At 49.8% G+C, this 19,669-nt stretch carries 18 protein-coding genes; 6 read left to right on the forward strand and 12 right to left on the reverse strand.

Features of this window, described 5'->3' with window-relative positions:
* Window positions 1-37: 37 nt before the first annotated feature.
* From NQ510_RS11995 to NQ510_RS12035, 9 genes are all read right to left on the reverse strand, one after another.
* Entirely contained in the window at window positions 38-2,368 is a 2,331-nt protein-coding gene (locus NQ510_RS11995) for a TonB-dependent receptor (RefSeq protein ID WP_005828142.1), read from the reverse strand.
* 230 nt (window positions 2,369-2,598) lie between these two features.
* Window positions 2,599-2,967, reverse strand: a complete 369-nt coding sequence (locus NQ510_RS12000) for a GntR family transcriptional regulator (protein WP_005828145.1) — start codon at window positions 2,965-2,967, stop codon at window positions 2,599-2,601.
* Between the two features lie 3 nt (window positions 2,968-2,970).
* Window positions 2,971-3,765 carry a hypothetical protein gene (locus NQ510_RS12005; protein WP_005828147.1) on the reverse strand — a complete coding sequence of 265 codons (795 nt, stop codon included), beginning with the start codon at window positions 3,763-3,765 and terminating at the stop codon, window positions 2,971-2,973.
* Window positions 3,762-4,586, reverse strand: coding sequence for an ATP-binding cassette domain-containing protein (locus NQ510_RS12010; protein ID WP_005828149.1), 825 nt, complete (start codon window positions 4,584-4,586; stop codon window positions 3,762-3,764). The genes NQ510_RS12005 and NQ510_RS12010 overlap by 4 nt, the downstream gene beginning before the upstream one ends.
* 117 nt (window positions 4,587-4,703) lie before the next feature.
* Entirely contained in the window at window positions 4,704-5,387 is a 684-nt protein-coding gene (trhA, locus tag NQ510_RS12015) for a PAQR family membrane homeostasis protein TrhA (protein WP_080545839.1), read from the reverse strand.
* A complete protein-coding gene (gene gcvP / locus NQ510_RS12020; protein ID WP_005828153.1) occupies window positions 5,366-8,215 on the reverse strand; it encodes an aminomethyl-transferring glycine dehydrogenase in 2,850 nt (949 codons plus the stop codon). Before gcvP ends, trhA begins: the two co-directional genes overlap by 22 nt.
* A gap of 31 nt (window positions 8,216-8,246) precedes the next feature.
* On the reverse strand, window positions 8,247-8,885 hold the full coding sequence (locus NQ510_RS12025; RefSeq protein ID WP_005828155.1) for an MBL fold metallo-hydrolase: 639 nt from the start codon (window positions 8,883-8,885) through the stop codon (window positions 8,247-8,249).
* 15 nt (window positions 8,886-8,900) lie between these two features.
* Window positions 8,901-9,521: a 16S rRNA (guanine(527)-N(7))-methyltransferase RsmG gene (gene rsmG / locus NQ510_RS12030; protein ID WP_005828157.1), complete on the reverse strand. Its 621-nt coding sequence runs from the start codon at window positions 9,519-9,521 to the stop codon at window positions 8,901-8,903.
* A gap of 37 nt (window positions 9,522-9,558) precedes the next feature.
* Complete coding sequence (locus tag NQ510_RS12035) at window positions 9,559-10,425, reverse strand: DUF3298 and DUF4163 domain-containing protein (RefSeq protein ID WP_005828159.1); 867 nt, start codon at window positions 10,423-10,425, stop codon at window positions 9,559-9,561.
* A 138-nt stretch (window positions 10,426-10,563) separates the two neighbouring features.
* Here NQ510_RS12035 and NQ510_RS12040 point away from each other — a divergent pair, with 138 nt between their 5' ends.
* The 4 genes from NQ510_RS12040 to NQ510_RS12055 all read left to right on the forward strand — a co-directional run bounded on the left by NQ510_RS12040 (window position 10,564) and on the right by NQ510_RS12055 (window position 15,367).
* Window positions 10,564-10,962, forward strand: a complete 399-nt coding sequence (locus NQ510_RS12040; protein WP_034523146.1) for a hypothetical protein — start codon at window positions 10,564-10,566, stop codon at window positions 10,960-10,962.
* An 83-nt stretch (window positions 10,963-11,045) separates the two neighbouring features.
* Window positions 11,046-13,262, forward strand: coding sequence for a TonB-dependent receptor (locus tag NQ510_RS12045; RefSeq protein ID WP_005828165.1), 2,217 nt, complete (start codon window positions 11,046-11,048; stop codon window positions 13,260-13,262).
* A 28-nt stretch (window positions 13,263-13,290) separates the two neighbouring features.
* Complete coding sequence (locus NQ510_RS12050; protein ID WP_005828167.1) at window positions 13,291-13,602, forward strand: heavy-metal-associated domain-containing protein; 312 nt, start codon at window positions 13,291-13,293, stop codon at window positions 13,600-13,602.
* Between the two features lie 70 nt (window positions 13,603-13,672).
* Window positions 13,673-15,367 carry a heavy metal translocating P-type ATPase gene (locus NQ510_RS12055; protein ID WP_005828169.1) on the forward strand — a complete coding sequence of 565 codons (1,695 nt, stop codon included), beginning with the start codon at window positions 13,673-13,675 and terminating at the stop codon, window positions 15,365-15,367.
* Window positions 15,368-15,378: 11 nt separating this feature from the next.
* Here NQ510_RS12055 and NQ510_RS12060 read toward each other — a convergent pair whose 3' ends face one another.
* Window positions 15,379-16,212 (reverse strand): AraC family transcriptional regulator, encoded by an 834-nt coding sequence (locus tag NQ510_RS12060; RefSeq protein WP_005828170.1) that lies wholly within the window; start codon window positions 16,210-16,212, stop codon window positions 15,379-15,381.
* A gap of 110 nt (window positions 16,213-16,322) precedes the next feature.
* Here NQ510_RS12060 and lipB point away from each other — a divergent pair, with 110 nt between their 5' ends.
* Both lipB and NQ510_RS12070 read left to right on the forward strand, forming a co-directional pair.
* Window positions 16,323-16,994: a lipoyl(octanoyl) transferase LipB gene (gene lipB / locus NQ510_RS12065; protein WP_227212744.1), complete on the forward strand. Its 672-nt coding sequence runs from the start codon at window positions 16,323-16,325 to the stop codon at window positions 16,992-16,994.
* The gene (locus NQ510_RS12070) at window positions 16,991-17,581 is read left to right on the forward strand and encodes an acyl carrier protein phosphodiesterase (protein WP_005828174.1); all 591 of its coding nucleotides are present in this window, start codon (window positions 16,991-16,993) and stop codon (window positions 17,579-17,581) included. Before lipB ends, NQ510_RS12070 begins: the two co-directional genes overlap by 4 nt.
* Window positions 17,582-17,714: 133 nt before the next feature.
* Here NQ510_RS12070 and NQ510_RS12075 read toward each other — a convergent pair whose 3' ends face one another.
* Together NQ510_RS12075 and NQ510_RS12080 are read right to left on the reverse strand one after the other, a co-directional pair.
* On the reverse strand, window positions 17,715-18,554 hold the full coding sequence (locus NQ510_RS12075; protein WP_005828176.1) for a DUF4373 domain-containing protein: 840 nt from the start codon (window positions 18,552-18,554) through the stop codon (window positions 17,715-17,717).
* A 68-nt stretch (window positions 18,555-18,622) separates the two neighbouring features.
* On the reverse strand, window positions 18,623-18,970 hold the full coding sequence (locus NQ510_RS12080) for an SH3 beta-barrel fold-containing protein (RefSeq protein WP_005828178.1): 348 nt from the start codon (window positions 18,968-18,970) through the stop codon (window positions 18,623-18,625).
* Window positions 18,971-19,669: the final 699 nt, after the last annotated feature.

The following is a 19,669-nucleotide window of genomic DNA, read 5'->3' on the forward strand; positions in this document are numbered from 1 at the left end:
ACTCTCCGTTGGGCTTCCTCTTCACAGAGGAAATGGGTTATCGCTGCATATTGATGATGCCGCTGTCCGTATCACTGTTGTTCAGCCCCTTGTTGCCTGCCTTGTGCTTGCGTCCGAACTCGAATGTATAGCCCATGCGCAGTACGACCATCTGTCCCGTCTCCCTGACGAATGTTTCGGAACGGAAAGGAGCCACTTCACTGATTCTTTCTTTTCCCACCTTATAGTTATTGGTGAAAGGAAACATAATGCCGATTCCCGCCTGAAGGTTCCGCCGGGTGTACATTGCCATGAATGCCGTCTGGTTTTCGTTCTTCTTGATGGTTTCGCCGAAGAAATTGTTCTGCACTTTCCGGAACTGCCCGAGCAGCGAGAAGTCTTTATATTGCACTTGCGCCATCACGCTGTAATAGAATTCATCGTACATATGGCTATAGTTCAAACCTTCCGACCAACTGCGCGTATATCCTCCCGAAGCATAAAGCGTCAGGAAATCCTTCAGCCCGAACAGCGTAGCGCCGTTAATGCCGACCATCAGTTCCGCATTCAGGCTTTGGAACGACCGCTGGTTTTCATCTTTCAGTATCAGTTTGCCGTCCTCCACGAAGATGCTTTCCATGATGGGATTGTCATAATACTGGTGGCGCACGCTCAGATTGGCGTTGAACTGCTTCTTCGAATAGCTGTAAGACAAGGAGTTCGTGAACTGTTGATACGTTTTCAGCAACGGGTTTCCGCGGACTATCTGTATCGTGTCCATCGCCTGCTCCACATCAGTCAGCGAGCCGAGCGACGGTATGGCAGGACTGATGTTGAACCGGTAGCGCAGGAATCCCGCCTTCTTCAGATTATAGCTCAACCGCATGGTGGGCGTGAAGGTATAGTAAGCATGGTCTTCCTCACTTTCCTTGAACCAGGCACGTGTCATTCCTACACTGCCCGCATAGCTGAAGTCCTTTACCTTGCCCTGCACCTCGAAGAAAGCGGATGTCTGCGACTGGTCCATCTTCGAAGTGGTAGGGTTGGAACCTTTATACTCATTCTCTGTCCGCATCTGATAGTGGCGGGCACCGCCGCTCAGCTTCACCTCCTTGAAGTTCTTTTCATAGATGGCTTCGCCAATGACGGAGCGCTTGTCACCGTCCACCAATGTCTGGATGTCTGCCAGCGGTGCGTTCTCGTCTTTGTACTCCTTGTATTTCCGGTTGTTCTTGGTATGGATGAGCGTTCCCGTTACATTCACCTGGATGCTCTGCTGATGGGGCAGGGTATGCTGGAAGTAAAGGTCGAGCACCGGAGAGTAGCTGGATGTGTGGTTGTTGACGTATGAATAGATGGACTCCGTGCTGCCCGCTGCCCACATCTTGTTCAGCTCATTCTGGTAGGGGGTATTGCTGAGGTTGTTACGGAAGATGGCATTGAATACATATTTGTCCGCTTTCGTCAGATTGTACGTCAGATTCAGGTTGTTGATGAAGCTCAGGGAGGGAGACTCGTCTTCGATGCCTTCCTTGATGCGGTCGATGGTGCGGTCGCCCAGATAGAAGGTTTCATGGGATTCGAGGCGGCTGTGATACTTGCCGTTCTTGTTGAAGTAGTCGATGCCCCATTCGGAGTTCTTGTAATTGAACTTCGCGCTCAGGAAATTCTCTCCCCATAGGGTGTGGGGCGAATCGGAGAGTTGGAAGTTCACAACACCGCCCGTTTCGCGGCGGCGCAGGATAATGTTGACTACGGCGCCCAGTTCATCGTCTCCGTACTGCTTGCCGGGGTCTTCGATGAACTCCACACGCAGTACGTCTTTGGCTCTGACGGCCGCTATCTCCTTGTCTGTCACTTTAATGCCGTTGATACGGGTTTGTACGGCCCCACCACCGCTGACGCTCATGCTGTTGCTCAGATTGTCCACTTGCAGACGGGCAATGCCGAGATTGTTCAGCAAGTCGTAGGCACCGAACGAGCGTTTCAGCTGGCTTTCGGAAGGCAGGATGATTTGCCGGTCTACCCGTTGCAGCACATTGCTGGCAGATACCGTCACTTCACCGAGGCTCACGGCATCTTCCTGCAACTGTACATCGCCCAGGTCGAGGCTTTTATTCAGTTTCAGCAGTATGTTTTCACTTTGGAGGCCGATAAAGGAGATGGAAAGGCGGTAATCGCCTGCCTTGATTTTAGGGAGGGCGAACTTGCCTTGTGCATCCGAGGTTACTCCGGTCACCAAAGTAGAGTCTATAGTCCATAATGACACATTGGCGGCTACAACTGCCTCTTGCGAGGCGTCCGTGACGCGTCCTTTGATGGAGAGGCTCTGTGCCTGCGTACGGAGTACGGAGAGGGCAAGCAATAGTAAAAAAAGTTGGGTTTTCATAATCGTTTGTATTAGTCTGTTACTGTTGGATAGGGATGCAAAAGTCACTCTTCCCGCTAAGGGAAGATGCTGAAGCTTGTATATCAGTTGTTTATACTTTCCTCGTCTGTCCGATGAAAGTTAGGAATGCATGAAGGAATAAATCTCGTACATCAGTGTCGAAACTTTGACAATCGTAAGTCCGAAGAGGAGTCCGAAGGTAATCCATAATGCAGTCTTTGCGTATCTCTTCATGAACCGTCTTTTTTAAGTTTGTTATATCGTTCTGTTATTTCTTCTATACTGATGCCGAGCAGCTCCATGCTGTGGAACATGTCGGCAAGCTGGTTTTCAAAAAACTCTTTCTTCTGTATTCGCATCACTTTCTTCACCGCATCTTTGGAGAGGTAGAATCCCATTCCCCGTTCCGGGTAGATGATGCCCTCTGCCTGGAGGTATTCATAGGCCTTCAACACGGTACGCGAGTTCACTGCCAGTTGTGTGGAGAGCTCCCTCACGGATACCACCCGCTCTTCTGCCTGCCATTCGCGGGTGAGAATCTTGCTGAAACAGAAATCTACAATCTGCTGGTATATCGGTTTGTTGGTCTTGAAGTCCATAGGCTACAGTTGTTTTTCTTTGAGCAGGAAGTAGCTCGATACCCATGAACCGAGCAGCACACTGATGGGAGCCGCATAATTGCAGAAAGTCACGATGGCTTGTGTACCGGCCGACAACGGATAGTTGGTGTTGGGCCATGTGGCAATGTTGTCTATCCAGTATCCGTCCGCTCTGGCTTCGGGCATGAGGGAGGCCACAAAAGTTACAATTCCTATGCAGACGGCAATGGAGCCAACAAAGATGGTGAAACTTTTCAGCAGGACTTGCCGACTGAAGGCGAAGTAGCCGATGAAGGCGGAAGCATGCAGGATTACATTGGTCAGTATCTGGGTGTTGTGTATCCGGAACATCGTGATGTGCGTTGCGAAATACTGCAGGAACTCGCTGCCGCTTAAGGACAGCAGACCTTTGAGGCAGGCTATCAGTAGACCGCAGAATAGGGGAAGCAGCAGCAGGTATTTTATCCAGATATGCAGGAACTTCTCGAATGCCGATGCCGGCAGCAGTATATCGAGAGTAGAGCTGCGTTTGCTGAAATTTGTTTCCAGCAGGCAGGGGGCAATGAGGATAAACCATAGTACGTAGCGGGAGAATTCGGTGGCAGAGGTATGTTTGCCGTAATAACTTCCACCGCGGTTTATGTCGTAGAGAATGCACAGGATGCAGATGAACGATACGACGGCTGCCGACCAAAGCAGGTGCCTGCCGGTCTCATTCCTTTTATATTGTTCCAGTAGCAGGAAGCGTTTCAGATTAAAAGTTGCGTTCATAGTTCTGTTTGTATGATGGATTTTCATTGAAACATGCTCTTTATCTTTTCCGGTTGTTGCAGCACCGCTTTATACAGCAGTTCGATGTCCGGTGTGTTCTCTTCTCCGTCCTCGTTGGGGAGAATGGAGAAATGGCCCGACAAGTCTTGTTCGCTGTAGATGCTTTCTGCCGGCAGGATGTCCGTACGGGCAAAGAGAAGCCGGTTACTGATTTCGTCCAGCGAACGGTTCAGTAATATTTCGCCTTTGCCAAGGATGACGAGATGGTCCAGCAGATTCTCGAAGTCGTGCGCCTGATGGGTGGAGATGAGCAGCGTGCTTTCATCGTCCATGCTGCGGCTGATGATACGTTTCAAGGCTTGGCGGGAGGTGATGTCCAGCCCGTTTGTCGGTTCGTCGAGCAGGATGTATGGAGTATGCAGGGCAAAGGCGTATGCCAGCATTGCCTTCTTCTGTTGTCCGTAGGAGACGGAAGAGAGTTTTTGTTTCCGGTTGATTTTCAGCTCTTCCAGGTTCAGCTCGAATTCTTCCTGATTGAAATGTGGATAGAATACGGAATGGCGTGCAGCGAAGCTGACGATACTCTCGGTTGGCATCTGCATCTCTTCGGGCAGGAAGAAGTAACGGTTCAACCCTTCGGGCTGTCTCTCCGCCGTGTTTCTTCCGTCTATGCTGCACTTTCCGTTTTTGGGGAAGAGTAGTCCGCAGATGAGATGCATCAGCGTCGTTTTGCCTACGCCGTTTTCTCCCAGAAGTCCATATATGCCGTTTCCTATTTCCAAAGATATGTTGTTGAAAATAAGTGGATTGGACTTGTAACCGTAGCTCGTATTCTCTATCGTTATCATAATTTTATTAGTGTTGCACTGATGTACAACACTGCAAACGTAGGGTAAGTTATGGAGAAAAGCAAGGGGGAGAGATACTTATTAACTTCTTTTAGCTGTTGTGCGCTTGCCGTTTGCTTACAGCATCTTCACCAGTATGTCCCATACAGCCACCATGTGGCAGGCTGAACCGCCCAATACAAAGAAATGGAAAACCGAATGCATGTACCGTGCCTTGCGCAAGGAGTAGAAAGCAGCTCCCGTGATGTAGCATACTCCTTCGGCAATAATCCAGTAGCAGGCTGTAGGGGAGAGGGCGAAAAGCTGCTTGAATACTACCAGTACGGACAGTCCCATCAGGATGTAACACACTGTTTCCACGTAACTGTGCTCCTCCATCTTGCGGAAGCTGACAACAGTGCCGATGATGGCGCATAGCCAGACGAAGCCGAAAAGTTCCCATCCCCAACCGCCGTCCTCTCTCAATGCAATGAGCGTGATGGGGGAGTAACTGCCTGCAATGTGCCAATAGATGGCCGCATGGTCCCAATGCCGCAAGCGCCGTTTCCACGGATTATGATGTTTCAGGGAGTGGTAGAGTGTGGAGGCAAGATAGGAGCCGCCCATGCCGAACAGATAGAGCCATACGCCGCATGCTGCCCAAAGGTTCTGTGCCTGGTAGCATTTTATCAGGAATAGTGCACTTACAATTACTCCCATGGCAATGCCGATGCCATGGGAGATGGAATTGATGGTTTCTTCTTTTTTACTATAAAATAGTCCGTTACGCTTTCTTTTCATCAGTCGAAGCATCCATAGCATGTGGGCAACAGTTTACGGTCTCCCAACGTGTTGTCTACGCGTGCCACGTTCACCCAGAACTTGTTTTCGCGCACGCTTTCTATCGGGTAGGCTGCCTTTTGGCGGGTATAACTGTGCTCCCATGTGTCGGCTACCACTTCGTATTCGGGATGCGGGGCATTCACCAGCACGTTGTCCGTCTTGTCGACTTCGCCGTTCTTCACCTCTTGAATCTCGTCCCAGATGGTCAGCATCACGTGGACAAAGTTGTCGAGTTCGGCAAGGCTTTCGCTCTCCGTCGGTTCAATCATCAGTGTGCCGTGTACCGGGAAGGAGAGGGTAGGGGCATGATATCCATAATCCATCAGGCGCTTGGCGATGTCGTTTTCGCTGATGCCCGTCTCTTCGTGCACCTTACGGCATTCCAATATCATTTCGTGTCCTACGAAGCCGGTAGCACCGCGGTAAACGATGCCGTATGTATCCTTGAGGCAGGCTGCCAGGTAGTTGGCGCTGAGGATGGCTATCTTTGTGGCCCGTGTCAGCCCTTCTGTTCCCATCATGCGGATATAGCCGTAAGTAATGGGGAGGATACCTGCACTGCCGAAAGGAGCTCCGGACACCTGGTTGGCGGCATTGCCGAACAATTTGTGTCCCGGAAGGAACGGAACCAGATGCTCTGCCACGCAGATGGGACCTACGCCCGGTCCGCCGCCACCGTGAGGAGAGGCGAACGTTTTGTGCAGATTCAAATGGCAGACATCCGCACCGATAAAGCCGGGATTCGTCAAGCCTACTTGGGCATTCATATTGGCGCCGTCCATATATACCTGCGCACCGCAGGCGTGTATGATGTGGCAGATTTCCACAATTTCCGTTTCAAAGATACCGTGTGTGGAAGGGTAGGTGATCATTAGGGCGGCGAGGTCCGCCTTGTTTTCTTCCGCTTTGGCGCGCAGGTCGGCCATATCCACATTGCCTTGTGCGTCGCAGGCGCAGGTCACGGTGGTAAAGCCTGCCTGGATGGCAGATGCCGGGTTGGTGCCGTGTGCGGATGCAGGTATCAGTATTTTATTGCGGTGCCCTTGTCCTATACTTTCCAGATAGGCGCGGATGACGCGGAGTCCTGCATATTCGCCTGCCGCACCGGAGTTGGGTTGCAGGCTGACACCGGCAAAGCCGGTAATTATCTTCAGCTCTTCACTGAGGTTGCTTATCAGTTCGCGGTAACCTTCGGCCTGGTCCTCGGGCACCAGGGGATGCATGTTCATGAATTCCGGACGGCTGAGCGGCAGCATCTCTGCGGCAGCGTTCAGCTTCATGGTGCACGAGCCGAGGGAAATCATGGAGTGTGCCAGTGAGATGTCCTTGCGGTCGAGACGCTTGATGTAGCGCATCATCTCCGTTTCCGTATGGTATTTGTTGAATACTTCATGTGTCAGATAGGTGCTTTGGCGTTTCATCTCCGCGCTGATGCTGCTTGCCATGGGTACGTCGCTTGCCTTTTCCCAATCCCTTCCGGCGGCAATGGCAAAGATGGAGAGCAGTACGTTGACGGCAGTGATGTCCGTAGTCTCATCGATGCTCATACCTACGTCCCCATTCTTGAAATAACGCAGGTTCACTTCCTTGCTCAAGGCGATGGTACGTATCTGCTGTGCCGAAATGGTGTCGGGCAGTGCAAAGCGGAGCGTGTCGAAATATTGTGCATTGACCTGCTTGTACCCCAGTCTGTTGATACTTTCTTCCAGAAATACGGCAATGCTGTGGATGCGTTCTGCAATGGTGCGGATGCCTTCCGGACCATGATATACGGCATAGAAGCCAGCCATCGTGGCCAGCAGTGCCTGCGCGGTACAGATGTTGGAAGTCGCCTTTTCACGCTTGATATGTTGCTCGCGGGTTTGCAGCGCCATGCGGTAGCACAGCTTGCCGTATTTGTCTTTCGACCAGCCGATGATGCGTCCCGGCATATTGCGCTTGTACTCGTCGCGGGTGGCAAAGTAGGCTGCCGACGGCCCGCCGTAGAACATCGGTGTACCGAGCCGTTGTGTGGTTCCGAAGACGATGTCAGCTCCCCATTCTCCCGGAGGGGTGAGCAGGGCGAGGCTCAGAATGTCGGCGGCAACGGCCACTTTGCAGTTGGCCGCATGGGCTTTTTCCACGAAGGCGCGATAATCTTCCACGTTGCCGGCGGCGTTGGGATATTGCAGTACGCAGGCGAAGATGTCCGGCGTGAATTCCATTTCATGGTATTTTCCTATACGCAGCTCGATACCTTGCGGAATGGCGCGGGTAGTCATTACCGCCAGTGTCTGCGGGAAGACGGCTTCGTCTACAAATACCACGTTGGCACCCGATTTCTGCATGTCGCGCGGACGCAGGGCGTACATCATCGTCACGGCTTCGGCTGCGGCAGTCGCTTCGTCCAGCAGGGAGCAGTTGGCAAGGGGCATGCCGGTGAGGTCGCATACGGCAGTCTGGAAGTTCATCAGGGCTTCCAGGCGTCCTTGTGAGACTTCGGTCTGATAGGGGGTATAGGAAGTGTACCAAACGGGGTTCTCGAATACATTCCGTTGGATAACGGCAGGAGTGATGGTATTGTACCATCCCATACCGATATAGGTTGTGTAAAGTTTGTTTTTGGCAGCCAGTCCTGCAATGTGCTGTCCGAATTCATACTCCGTCATTGTCTTGGGCAGAGCCAGCGGTTCTTTCAGGCGGATGTTGGCAGGAATGGTTTTATCAATCAGCTCGTCCAGGCTTTTCACTCCTATTTTTTGGAGCATCTTCTCCTCGTCTTTTTCGCTGATGCCGATGTGGCGGTAGGCCAATAGGTCGTTTTTCATGGCTGTAATGATTTAAAAGTTTGCTGTATATTTACCGGAAGAACGGATTCTCCGCTTTTTCTATTCCTATGGTAGTCGGTGCTCCGTGTCCGGGATAGACAATCGTGTCGTTGGGCAGGATGAACAGACGGCTGCAAATATGCTCTATAAGTTCGTCGAAGTTGCCGCCGGCAAGGTCGGCACGGCCGATGCTGCCTTGAAACAGCACATCCCCCGAGAACATGCAGTGGTCTGCCGCGCAATAGTACACCAGGCTGCCTGGCGAGTGTCCCGGCACATGGATGGCTTCCAGTTCTGTATTGCCGAAGGTGATGATGTCTCCATCGTGCAGATAAGTGCCCAGGGGCACGGGGGCTTCCTGCAGTTGGAAGCCGAACATGCGGCTTTGTTTCGGCGCTTCGTCAATCCAGAACTCATCGGCCTGGTTGGCTTCGGCCTTCAGACCGAACTCTTTCAGCATGAAAGGATTGCCGAAGATATGGTCCAGATGCAGATGGGTATTCAGCAGATGTTTCACATTCAGCCCATTCTTGATGATGAAGTTTTTCAAGGCCTGCTTTTCTTCCTCATAAAAACAGCCCGGGTCAATGACGACCGCTTCATTGGTTTCGTCCCAAAGCACATAACAGTTCTCCGGGAACATATTAAATTCGAATCTCTTTATTTTCATATTATGTATTTAGATTTATCCCCCTACATATACTACTTTCTTTGTCTCGAAGAACTCCTCTTCAAAGAACTCCTTCAAGTCCCACAACGTGGTCTTGTTCTTGACGGGCATGGTTTCATTTCCCAATTCGCCCCCCTTGAGGCAAATCAGTCCGTTGGGCAATGCATTCTGCTGTTTGGAGGAGATGTTCTTGCGGATAATCTTCAGTAGGTCTGTCAGCGGCATCACGGCACGGCTCACCACAAAGTCGAACTTCCCTTTTTCCTCTTCTGCGCGGGCATGGCGGAAGGTGATGTTTTTCAGCCCGATGCTGTTGGCTATTTCGGAGGCTACGCGTACTTTCTTTCCGATGCTGTCCACCAGATGGAATTGTACTTCGGGGAAAAGGATGGCAAGCGGGATTCCCGGAAAGCCTCCTCCCGTGCCGAGGTCCATAATTTGTGTCCCCGGTCTGAACCTGATTACCTTGGCTATGCCCAGAGAGTGCAGCACATGGTGTTCGTACAAGTTCTCTATATCTTTGCGTGAAATGACATTAATCTTAGAGTTCCAGTCCAGATAGAGGTCGTAGAGTGCGGCAAACTGCCGTTTCTGTTCTTCCGTCAAGTCCGGGAAATATTTGAGTATTAAATCCATTGTGAATTTTATATTGATAGACAATTGATTACAGTTCCTATTCGCCGTCTGTTTTTATAGCGCTGCTTAATACAATGAATTTACCGTTCATCAGAGGGGCTATGTCCTCATAAGACAACGTGATTTTGGTTGCTCCCATTACGTATGGGGCAATTTCATATACATTATAATAGAAGGTGATTCCCGTTGGGTCCAGGTAGAAATTCTCGATAGGCTCCAGGTCACCGGTGGTGGCGTAACCCATGTCCTCCAGCTCTTGGCGGGTGCTGACGTTGTTGTCTGCCATCAGCTGTTTCCAAAGCAAGTCGGTCAGCGCTTCCTTATAGTCGCCTTCAAAGAGGTCGTCCAGGCGGATGGGGCTTAGGGTCTTTAGGTCGAGGTTGAGGAAGGTGGACATATAGATGCCGTGTGCGCCGCCGGTATATTCGTTGTAATCTATACGGTAGGTCAGTACCAAGGTATTGCACAACTGCACATGGCTTTCGATTCCTTTATAATAGGAATACCAGGCTCCTATGCTTTCTTCGTCCTCCTTGTCCTGCTCATCCTTTTTGTACATAGGCTCCAGGTCATTGCGGTAGTCGCCGACATATTTCTCCGTATATTTCTTGACAGCTTCTTCGGGTGTCATCGCCATGTACTTGTCGCCGAAGCAGGCGGAGAGGAAGAAGGCGTTCAGACTGTCTTTCAGCCTCACGTCGGATGACTGGCTGGCGTAGGCAACGTTGAGGATGAGGTTGCAGGCCGGCTTGGCTGTGTCTCCGAAGAGATGTACGGTTTCGTTTACTTGTATACTGTCGAACTCCAACGCGTATGCGTTTTTGTTCACGGTGTTACCGCAGGAAAAGAAAAAGCCGCTTGCCGCAAGCAGAAGGACAAGTAGGCTGACAGTTTGCTTTTTCATATTGAATTTCGTTTATAAATCAACATATCAATCAAAAAACTTTATCGACAAATATAGAACTTATTAACGAACTGCACACATAAAAAAGGAAAAATTAATTCCGGCAAACGGTTAAAACTTTCTATCTTTGCAGCGCTTATGAAGGAACTCCGTTACATACTGGCTGTACTCTTTTCCTCCCTTATCATTATAAGCGGAGTGGGGATTTCTGTAGTTCAGTATTGCTGTGCCGGATGCGAGACGACGCAAAGCTGCTGCACTTCCGGCTGTTCCAAATGCCATAATACACATCGTGCCTCACGGCAAACATGTAAGGATACCGGCTGTACAGCCGTCTACTACAAGGTGGATTTCGTGAAGCATGCACACGAGTCTGTTTCGTTCGTGCCATTCCTTACACTGTTTTGCGAGCAACTGCCGCTGTTTGATCACTCCTTGCCGCAGGTGGCTTGTACTCCGAGAGTTGTTTCAGGAGCACCGCCATATGTCGTCGGCTCGCGTCATTATCTGGCGCTCTATTCCACGCTTCTCATTTAGTGTTGTTTTATACGGGGCAATGACATGAATTGTCCGGAGGGAACTGTTTGTTTTTTAATCACTTCTTTAAGTATAAAACAGAAATGAAATATAGTTTGATAGCCATTCTTCTGTTCTCTTTCACCGCCTTGCAGGCGCAGGTAAAGGGAACGGTAAAGGATAATTTGGGCGACCCGATTGCGGGTGCCAACCTCTTCTGGCAGGGAACCACTCAAGGCACCACCACTTCGGCGGACGGTACTTTCTCCTTGTCCAAACCCAATGACAAGCATATGCTTGTAGTCAGCTTTATCGGTTTTGAGAACGATACGATACACGTCAGTAACCGCAATGAGACGCTCGACATTGTCTTGCGCGAAGGGGTGGAACTGAGCGAGGTGAATGTGGTCAGCCGTAAGTTGGGCACCATGAAGCTGCGCAACAGTGTGATGAATGAAGATATGATAAGCAGCGCCGAGTTGAGTCGTGCCGCCTGCTGTAACCTGGGAGAGAGTTTTGTGACCAATCCCTCGGTGGACGTCACCTACTCTGACGCCGCCACCGGTGCCAAGCAAATCAAGCTTCTCGGCTTGTCCGGTACGTATGTGCAGATGATGACGGAGAATATCCCCAACTACCGCGGCTCTGCCGCCCCCTACGGACTGGGTTATGTACCCGGGCCATGGATGCAGAGTATTCAGGTGAGCAAGGGCAGTTCATCCGTGAAGAACGGCTATGAGGCCATCACGGGACAAATCAATGTGGAATTCAAGAAACCCCAGTTGCCCGAAGCCGATTGGTTTTCCGCCAACCTCTTTGCCAGCAGCACCAACCGTTATGAAGCCAATGCCGATGCCACGGTGAAACTCTCCAAACGTTGGAGCACCTCTTTGCTGGCGCATTACGAGAATGAGACCAAAGCTCACGACAGCAACGACGACGGCTTTGCCGACATCCCCCGCGTGGAGCAGTACAACCTCTGGAACCGCTGGGCATACATGGGCGACCGTTACGTCTTCCAGGCAGGCATCAAAGTGCTTACAGAAGACCGCAACAGCGGGCAAGTCAGCCATGGCAAAACGTCCCTGGCAGACCCTTATAAGATAAGTATAGGTACCGACCGCTACGAAGCTTTCACCAAGAACGCCTATATATTCAACAAGGAGAAGAATACCAACCTGGCATTGATTCTCTCCGGCTCCCTGCACAAGCAGGATGCCTTGTACGGACGGAAAATCTACGATGTGGACCAGCACAACGCTTATGCCTCCTTGCTGTTCGAGACGGAACTGACCAAGCGTCAAAGCCTTTCTGCCGGACTGAGCTTCAACTATGACTCCTACGACCAGCACTACCGCCTGGACAATGACGCCGCACAGCCTTTGACAAAGAAATTCACCAAAGAAGCCGTCCCCGGTGCCTACGTGCAGTACACCTACAACTGGGACGATAAACTGGTGCTGATGGGCGGTATCCGCGGCGACCATAGCAGTGAGTACGGCTATTTCGTCACTCCGCGTTTCCATGTGAAGTACAATCCCAACGAGTATGTACATTTCCGTCTTTCGGCAGGAAAGGGATACCGCACGAACCATGTGCTGGCCGAGAATAACTACCTGCTGGCAAGCAGCCGCCGGATAGACATCGCCAAACGTCTTGACCAGGATGAGGCCTGGAACTATGGCGCAAGCACTTCCGCCTATATTCCCTTGTTCGGCAAAACCTTGAACCTGAATGCGGAATACTATTACACGGATTTCAGCAAGCAGGTGGTGGTGGATATGGATACGGACCCGCATGCCGTTCTGTTCTACAACCTTCACGGCCGTTCCTGTTCGCAGGTAGTGCAGGTGGAGGCAAGCTATCCGTTCTTCCAGGGTTTCACCTTTACCGCGGCTTACCGTTGGACGGATGCCAAGACGAATTACAACGGAGAGCTGATGGAGAAACCCCTTACCAGCAAGTATAAAGGTTTGCTGACGGCTTCTTATCAGACACCTTTGGGATTGTGGCAGTTTGATGTGACTTTGCAGTTGAACGGTGGCGGGCGCATGCCGGCTCCATACGAACTGACAGACGGCAACTGGTCGTGGGAAAGGCGTTATGGCGGCTTCGAGCAGTTGAGTGCCCAGGTGACGCGCTATTTCCGTCGCTGGTCTATATACGTCGGTGGCGAGAACCTGACAAACTTCAAGCAGAAAAACCCCATCATCGATGCTTCCAATCCCTGGGGAAGCAACTTTGATGCTACGATGGTGTGGGGACCGATGCATGGGGCAAAAGCCTATGTAGGTGTCCGTTTTAACTTGCCGAGAATATAATATTATTTATTAAATCAATAGCAAAACAATGAAAACAAGAAGATTTTTAGTTGCTTTGGCAGCCGTACTGTTCTGTACGACTGCCGCAATGGCAAAAGACATCCGTACAGCCGTGTTCAAGGTGGCACAGATGAAGTGTGAGAACTGTGTAAGGAAGATAAACAATAACATCCGTTTTGAGAAGGGACTGAAGGACTTCCACACAGACCTGAAGACAAAGACGGTAACCATCACGTATGATGCCGACAAGACCAATGTGGAAAAGTTGAAAGAAGGTTTCCAAAAGTTCCATTATGAAGCGGAGTTTGTCAAGGAAACCAAGCAGGACGATAAGAAGTAATTGAACAAACTGCTCATTCCAGTTGTTGCTTTATTAAAGCGGAACAACAACCATCTAAAAAATAAATCGAATGAGCAATATAATTACTAAGGCACATCCCGTGCCGGATATGCACAGCACGGGATTGCGCGTCGTCGGTGCATGGCTTTTTGCCATCGTACTGATACTGTTTTCTACAGTCTTTGTGCATGTACCCTATACCCGTGAAATACAGATGGTACTGGCAATTCCGGTACTGCTGTTTTTCGGCGCTCCTTTTTATGCCGGTGCCTGGAAGGGAACCCGGTCGGGCCGCAACAATATAGACCGTCTGGTGGCGCTTACCACCTCTGTGGCTTTTCTGTTCAGTGTGTTCAACACTTTCTTCCCGGATTATTGGCTGGGCATCGGGCTGGAACCGAATGTCTATTATGGGGTTGCCGCCGTCATCATCGCCTTTTCCCTGACCGGCGACTTTATGGAGGAACGTGCCCGGCGAAATGTGTCGGCGGCTATCTGCCGGTTGGGAGGCTGGCAGCATAACGCAGCCCGCGTACTGCCGGAGAAGCAACGCATTGACGACCGTGTTGCCGAGCTTTTTGTCCCGGTCATTCTCATCATTTCCCTGCTGACCTTTTTTATATGGGTGTTCTTCGGAGGCATAGATGTAGTGTCACACGGTCTGTTTGCCGCTTTGTCCGTATTGGTGGTGGCTTGTCCGTGTGTGGTAGGGCTGGCCACTCCAGTAGCTTTGGCGGCGGGCCTCAATAAAGCTGCCCGCAATCATATCCTTATCAGGGACACTTCCGCTTTAGAGCAGATGCGTAATGTGGATGTGGTGGTATTCGACAAGACCGGGACTCTGACAGAAGGGCATCCTACGGTAATAGGCTGGCTGTGGGCGCAAGGGCAGGAGGAGCATTATAAAGATGTACTGCTTGCCGCCGAGTCTACTTCGGACCATCCTCTGGCAGAAGCTATCGTTACGGCCCTGGAAGGGGAGGAGCAGGTTATCCCTGCCCATTTGGACGGTTTCGAAAGCATTGCCGGAAAAGGTGTCAGAGTGGCCTATCAAGGTGCGGAATATTGGGTAGGAAGCCATAAACTGCTGAAAGATTATCAAGCCAATTTGTCGGATATTCTGGCCGATATGCTGACGCAATATGAATCGGACGGAAACAGCATAGTCTACTTTGGGCGTGAGAACGATTTGCTTGCCGTTATTGCCATCAAGGACCAGTTGAGGGTGACTTCTATGGAAGCTATCCGGGAACTGCGTATCCAGGACATCGAGATATGCATGCTTACGGGAGACGGTGAGCGTACGGCTTCTTCCGTGGCCGGCAGTTTGGGTATCATGCGTTTTGTGGCCGATGCCATGCCCGATGACAAAGAGGATTTCATCCATAAGCTGCAGCTTCAGGGTAAAACGGTCGCCATGGTAGGTGACGGCGTGAACGATGCGCGAGCCTTGAGCTGTGCTGATGTAAGCATTGCCATGGGAAAGGGGACCGATACGTTGATGGACACCGCCATGATTACTCTCAGGACTTCAGACCTGCTGCTGTTGCCCAAAGTTTTCCGGTTGTCTCGCCAGACTGTGAGCCTCATGTACCGGAATCTGTTCTGGGCTTTCATCTATAATACAGTAGGTATCTTTGTCGCAGCCGGAGTACTCTATCCCGTCTATGACATCCTGCTGAGTCCTGCGCTGGCAGGTGCTGCCATGGCTCTTTCCTGTGTATCCGTGGCTTTGAGCAGCCTTCGTCTGAGTTCCAGGTTCTGACGGCTGTATTCTCAGCTGTTCCTATACTCCAGCGGACTCATGCCCATGTGCCTCTTGAAGTATTTTCCAAAGAAGGAAGCACTGGGGAAGTTTAGGGAATAGGCAATCTCCTGAATGGTCATGTTGGTTGATTTCAGCTTGGCTTTCACGTCTACGATGACGACGTGGGCGATGATGTCCAATACATTTCTGCCGGTCACTTGCCTCACGGTGGTGCTGAGGTGTTGCAGGGAGATGCCCAGTTTGTCGGCATAGAATTGCGCGCGGCGTTCGCGGGTATAGTTTTCGATGACGAGCTGCACCAGTTCGCGGCATATTTCCTCTTTCCGGCTCTTATTCCCTTTTTGCATCTGCGGACGGTGGCAATACATTCTGTCTATGCCGCTGAGGAGCATGTTCAATGTGCTTTGAGCCATTTTTGTATCGGGAGGATAGGGACCGGTCGTGATGCGTGCCCATAAGGCAAAATAGTCCTTGAAATAGGAGGCGACGGTAGGGTTGACAGCCAGTACCGGATACTCCAGTATGTTGGAGAAGGAGCTTAATGTAGACTGGATGAGGTTGACTCCATTGAGGCAATGGGAAGAAAACCCCACGAATCCCAGGCATACTTTTTCCTTTTGTTCGTAAAACTGTATGATGGTTCCGGGAAGCAGGGTAATGAAATCCCCTTGCTTGATTTCCGTATCCATCAGATTGATGGATACCGTGATGGAACCTTCTATGCATAGTGCAAAGATGCATGCTTTCAGGCGGCACGACTGTTTGTATATGTTTAGAATGTCTTCCGTTACTTCAGTCCATGCAATCATGTCTACTGGCAGGTCGACTTGAGGAAATTCCATACGCTTTGTCGTTTAGAGTTCGCACAAAGGTAATTCTTTTCCGGGAAAAAGTAACGGAAGACATTCTGTTTTTAAAATGAAATGTTCTTTTTAGAATTCAAAAAAGTGCTATATTTGCTTGCATGAAACTGGAAATATCAGATTGGGACATGATTCCTTATGCCGGGGCGTGGAGCCGGCAGACGGAGTGGTTTGACGCACTTGTACATGCCAAGCAGGCAGGAGAGGGCTATGTCAATCATATTGTGCTCTGCGAGCATCCCCATGTCTATACATTGGGGCGTAGTGGGAAAGAAAGGAATATGCTGCTGGGAGAAGAACAACTGCGCAGGATAGGGGCTACGCTCTATCATATTGACCGTGGTGGAGACATTACGTATCATGGTCCGGGACAGTTGGTCTGTTATCCTATTCTGAACCTCGAGGACTTTTCTTTGGGGTTGAAGGAGTATGTGCATCTGCTGGAAGAGGCGGTAATTCGCGTTTGTGCTTCGTTTGGCATCGCTGCCGGACGCCTGGAGAAGGCAACGGGCGTATGGCTGGAGGGCGATACTCCCCGTGCCCGTAAGATTTGTGCCATCGGCGTGCGCAGCAGCCATTTTGTCACCATGCATGGATTGGCACTGAATGTGAATACCGATTTACGTTATTTCAGCTATATCAATCCCTGCGGATTCATAGACAAGGGTGTCACTTCTTTGCAGAAAGAGCTGGGACACGAGGTGCCGATGGAAGAGGTGAAGGAGTGTCTTTGCAAGGAGCTGGTAAATCTTTTGTCATGAACTACCTGGCACATATATTCCTTTCCGGTTCGAACAGAAAAGTACAGTTGGGCAATTTTGTAGGCGATGCCGTAAAGGGAAGCTCCTATAAGAATTATCCGCCGGATATAGCCAAGGGTATTCAGCTTCACCGCGCTATTGACGACTATACCGACCATCATCCGGCAGTTTGCGAGGTGGTGCATAGGCTTCAACCTGAATTCGGACGGTATTCGGGGGTATTGCTGGATATTTATTTCGATTATTTGCTGGCTTCCCGTTTCGAGTCGTTCTCCGGAGTTTCCTTGAGGAGGTATACCCGGACTTTCTATCTTTCCCTCCTCATCAATTACCGCTATCTTCCGGTACGGTTCAAACGTTTCATCTGGCATTTTATCCTGACCGACCGTTTGCAGAAATACGCCACTCTGAACGGAATAAGAGAGTCTTTGAACATCATGGTGGAATATCATCATATTGATATATCCGTAGACAAGGCTATTCGTTACCTTGAAGAGCACGATGAGGAACTGTTTGCTGTGTTCCAGCCATTTTTTATTGAATTGCAGAGGTTTTGCACTGAATACCGGCATGATTATAAGGTATAGTTTTAAGGACGAAGAAGAAATTCATATCGTGTCGGCAAGGAATTAATTTCCTGCCGGCACGATATTTGTTTTTTGTATCACACGTTATTGATTTCCTGCATGACATGTTATTGATAGCTTGTGTCCTGCGGAATCAGCTTCCCGTACTCCGCTTCTCCCTCGCCAGTACCGAGATGATGTATCCTCCCTTGCTGTTCACCTTGCTCCAGTTCGTCCCATTGAATATTTTCCAGACGTAGTTTCCCAGCCTACCGTAGTCCGATAACTTCAGAATCTTCCTGATTTCCTCCCGGTCGGTGATGTAGAGCTTTTCCAGATTCAGCATGAGGCATTCCAGGTTGTGTGTATTCCTGTTGTAGGCATATCCGGGAATGTCTAAATCAGGATTTCCCTGCGCTCCTCCGCTTTCCCCGGGGGGAGTAAGAGGGGGAAGTGCTCTACTTTCTTTTGCTTTGCTTTCTTTTACTTTGCTTTCTTTGCTTTGTTTGGAATTGCATGCATTTTCGGGGAAAATGTCTGTATCCTGCGTGCAATTTTCCCGTTTTTGCGTACAAGTCTTGTCCTTGTCCGGCTTGTCCTCTTCCGTCTCTACCAGCAGATAGGGCAGGGTGGTGAGGTCCCTTTTTCTTCGTTTGGTGGCTTCCAGCCATACCTTCTGTATCTCGGTAGAGGTCAGCACCCCTTGCTCCTTATAGGTTTTGGGGTCGAAAAAGGCTTTCTCCACCAGGATGTCCACGATTCCCTGCATCTCCTGCTCGTTGATGTCCTTTCCCGCCTTGTTTGTGAACAGTGTGCATTGCTCCGCGTTCCATTTCAGGTAATATCCGTTTTCCTTGTGTATCTTGCACAGCAGCTTCATTACCGCCGCCGTTCCTTTCAGTCCGAACTTGGCTTCCACCAGTTCCACTGCTATCTCTTCGAATAGATTTACTTTGAGGGGGAAGTATAGCATTCCCCCGTACATCATGGCCATTGTTTTTAGTGTTTAATGATTAGTGATTAATGATTAGTGATTAATGATTAATGATTAATGATTAATGGTTAGCATACGGGACTCCATTCGAGGACGTTTTCCAGCTGGAAGGTTTTCCATGCCTGCAGTTCCACGTCCCAGAAGGCTATGGTGCTTGTGACTCTTGTGATGTCATAATCTTTTCTGAAGTCTGCCTTGTAGGGCAGTAGGGTGGCTTTCGCCAGCCTGAATGTCCCGTCCTGCTTGTGGTAGGCTATGAGTGCGTGTCCGTATTGCATGTGGTCTATCAGGCTTTCTATCCGTTGGGCCATCCATGTGGCGCATGTTTCCGTGTAGTTCTTTTCCAGCATGATACGTATTTTCCATAGGTTTCTCAGTGCCTCGTGAAGTGGGGCGTTCTTTGTCGACTTTCTCATCTTGTTGTCTTTAAAATTAATAATTGTATTAGTTTGGCAGGAGGTACGCTTGTATATAAAAAAGATGCCGCATTCGTTGAGAAAGCGGCATCTATAGGCGGTGTGGCTTCATCCTTACCAAAGTGGCGGCAAAGATAAGTGGTTTATTCCTTAAGTTGTTTATATTTAATTGTTGTCAATAAGTTTCGTGGTTTCTGCCCTTTTTTGTTTTATTCCCTATATCTCTCCTGCTACCTTCATTTCCCGCCACACTTCACCGAACTCTTGTATTATAGTATTTTCTGACAGTCTTTTATAGTCTGGCGTTCTGAAGTCGAAATGTGAGTATGCCCATTGTGCTAATGCCTTGTTGCTTGTCGGCTTTTCTTCTATAAAGTATCTTGATTTTTTCCATAGGATGATGTCTTTAATGACTTCTTTCCTATATTGTGGCAGTATTCCTATAACCTCCCCACTTGAGGGACGTCCTACTCCCGCTTTCGGAGCTGATATGCCGTGCTTTACATTCGTTTCTAGGGGGGCTCTTTTTGTTTTTTTTCCTTACTTTGGAGTGTCTCTTTTGCCTTCATTTTCTAATGTTTTTGGGTTAATAATTAAAATTACTGTAGTTTGTAAAATAAATGCAAAGGTATATCAAGTTTTTTGTTTTTGCGGAGTAAGGATGGAGATAAAAAGCTGGGTTTTATCTTTATGATGGGT

Origin of the sequence: Bacteroides uniformis, from assembly GCF_025147485.1 — a bacterium.
Taxonomy (GTDB): Bacteria; Bacteroidota; Bacteroidia; order Bacteroidales; family Bacteroidaceae; genus Bacteroides; species Bacteroides uniformis.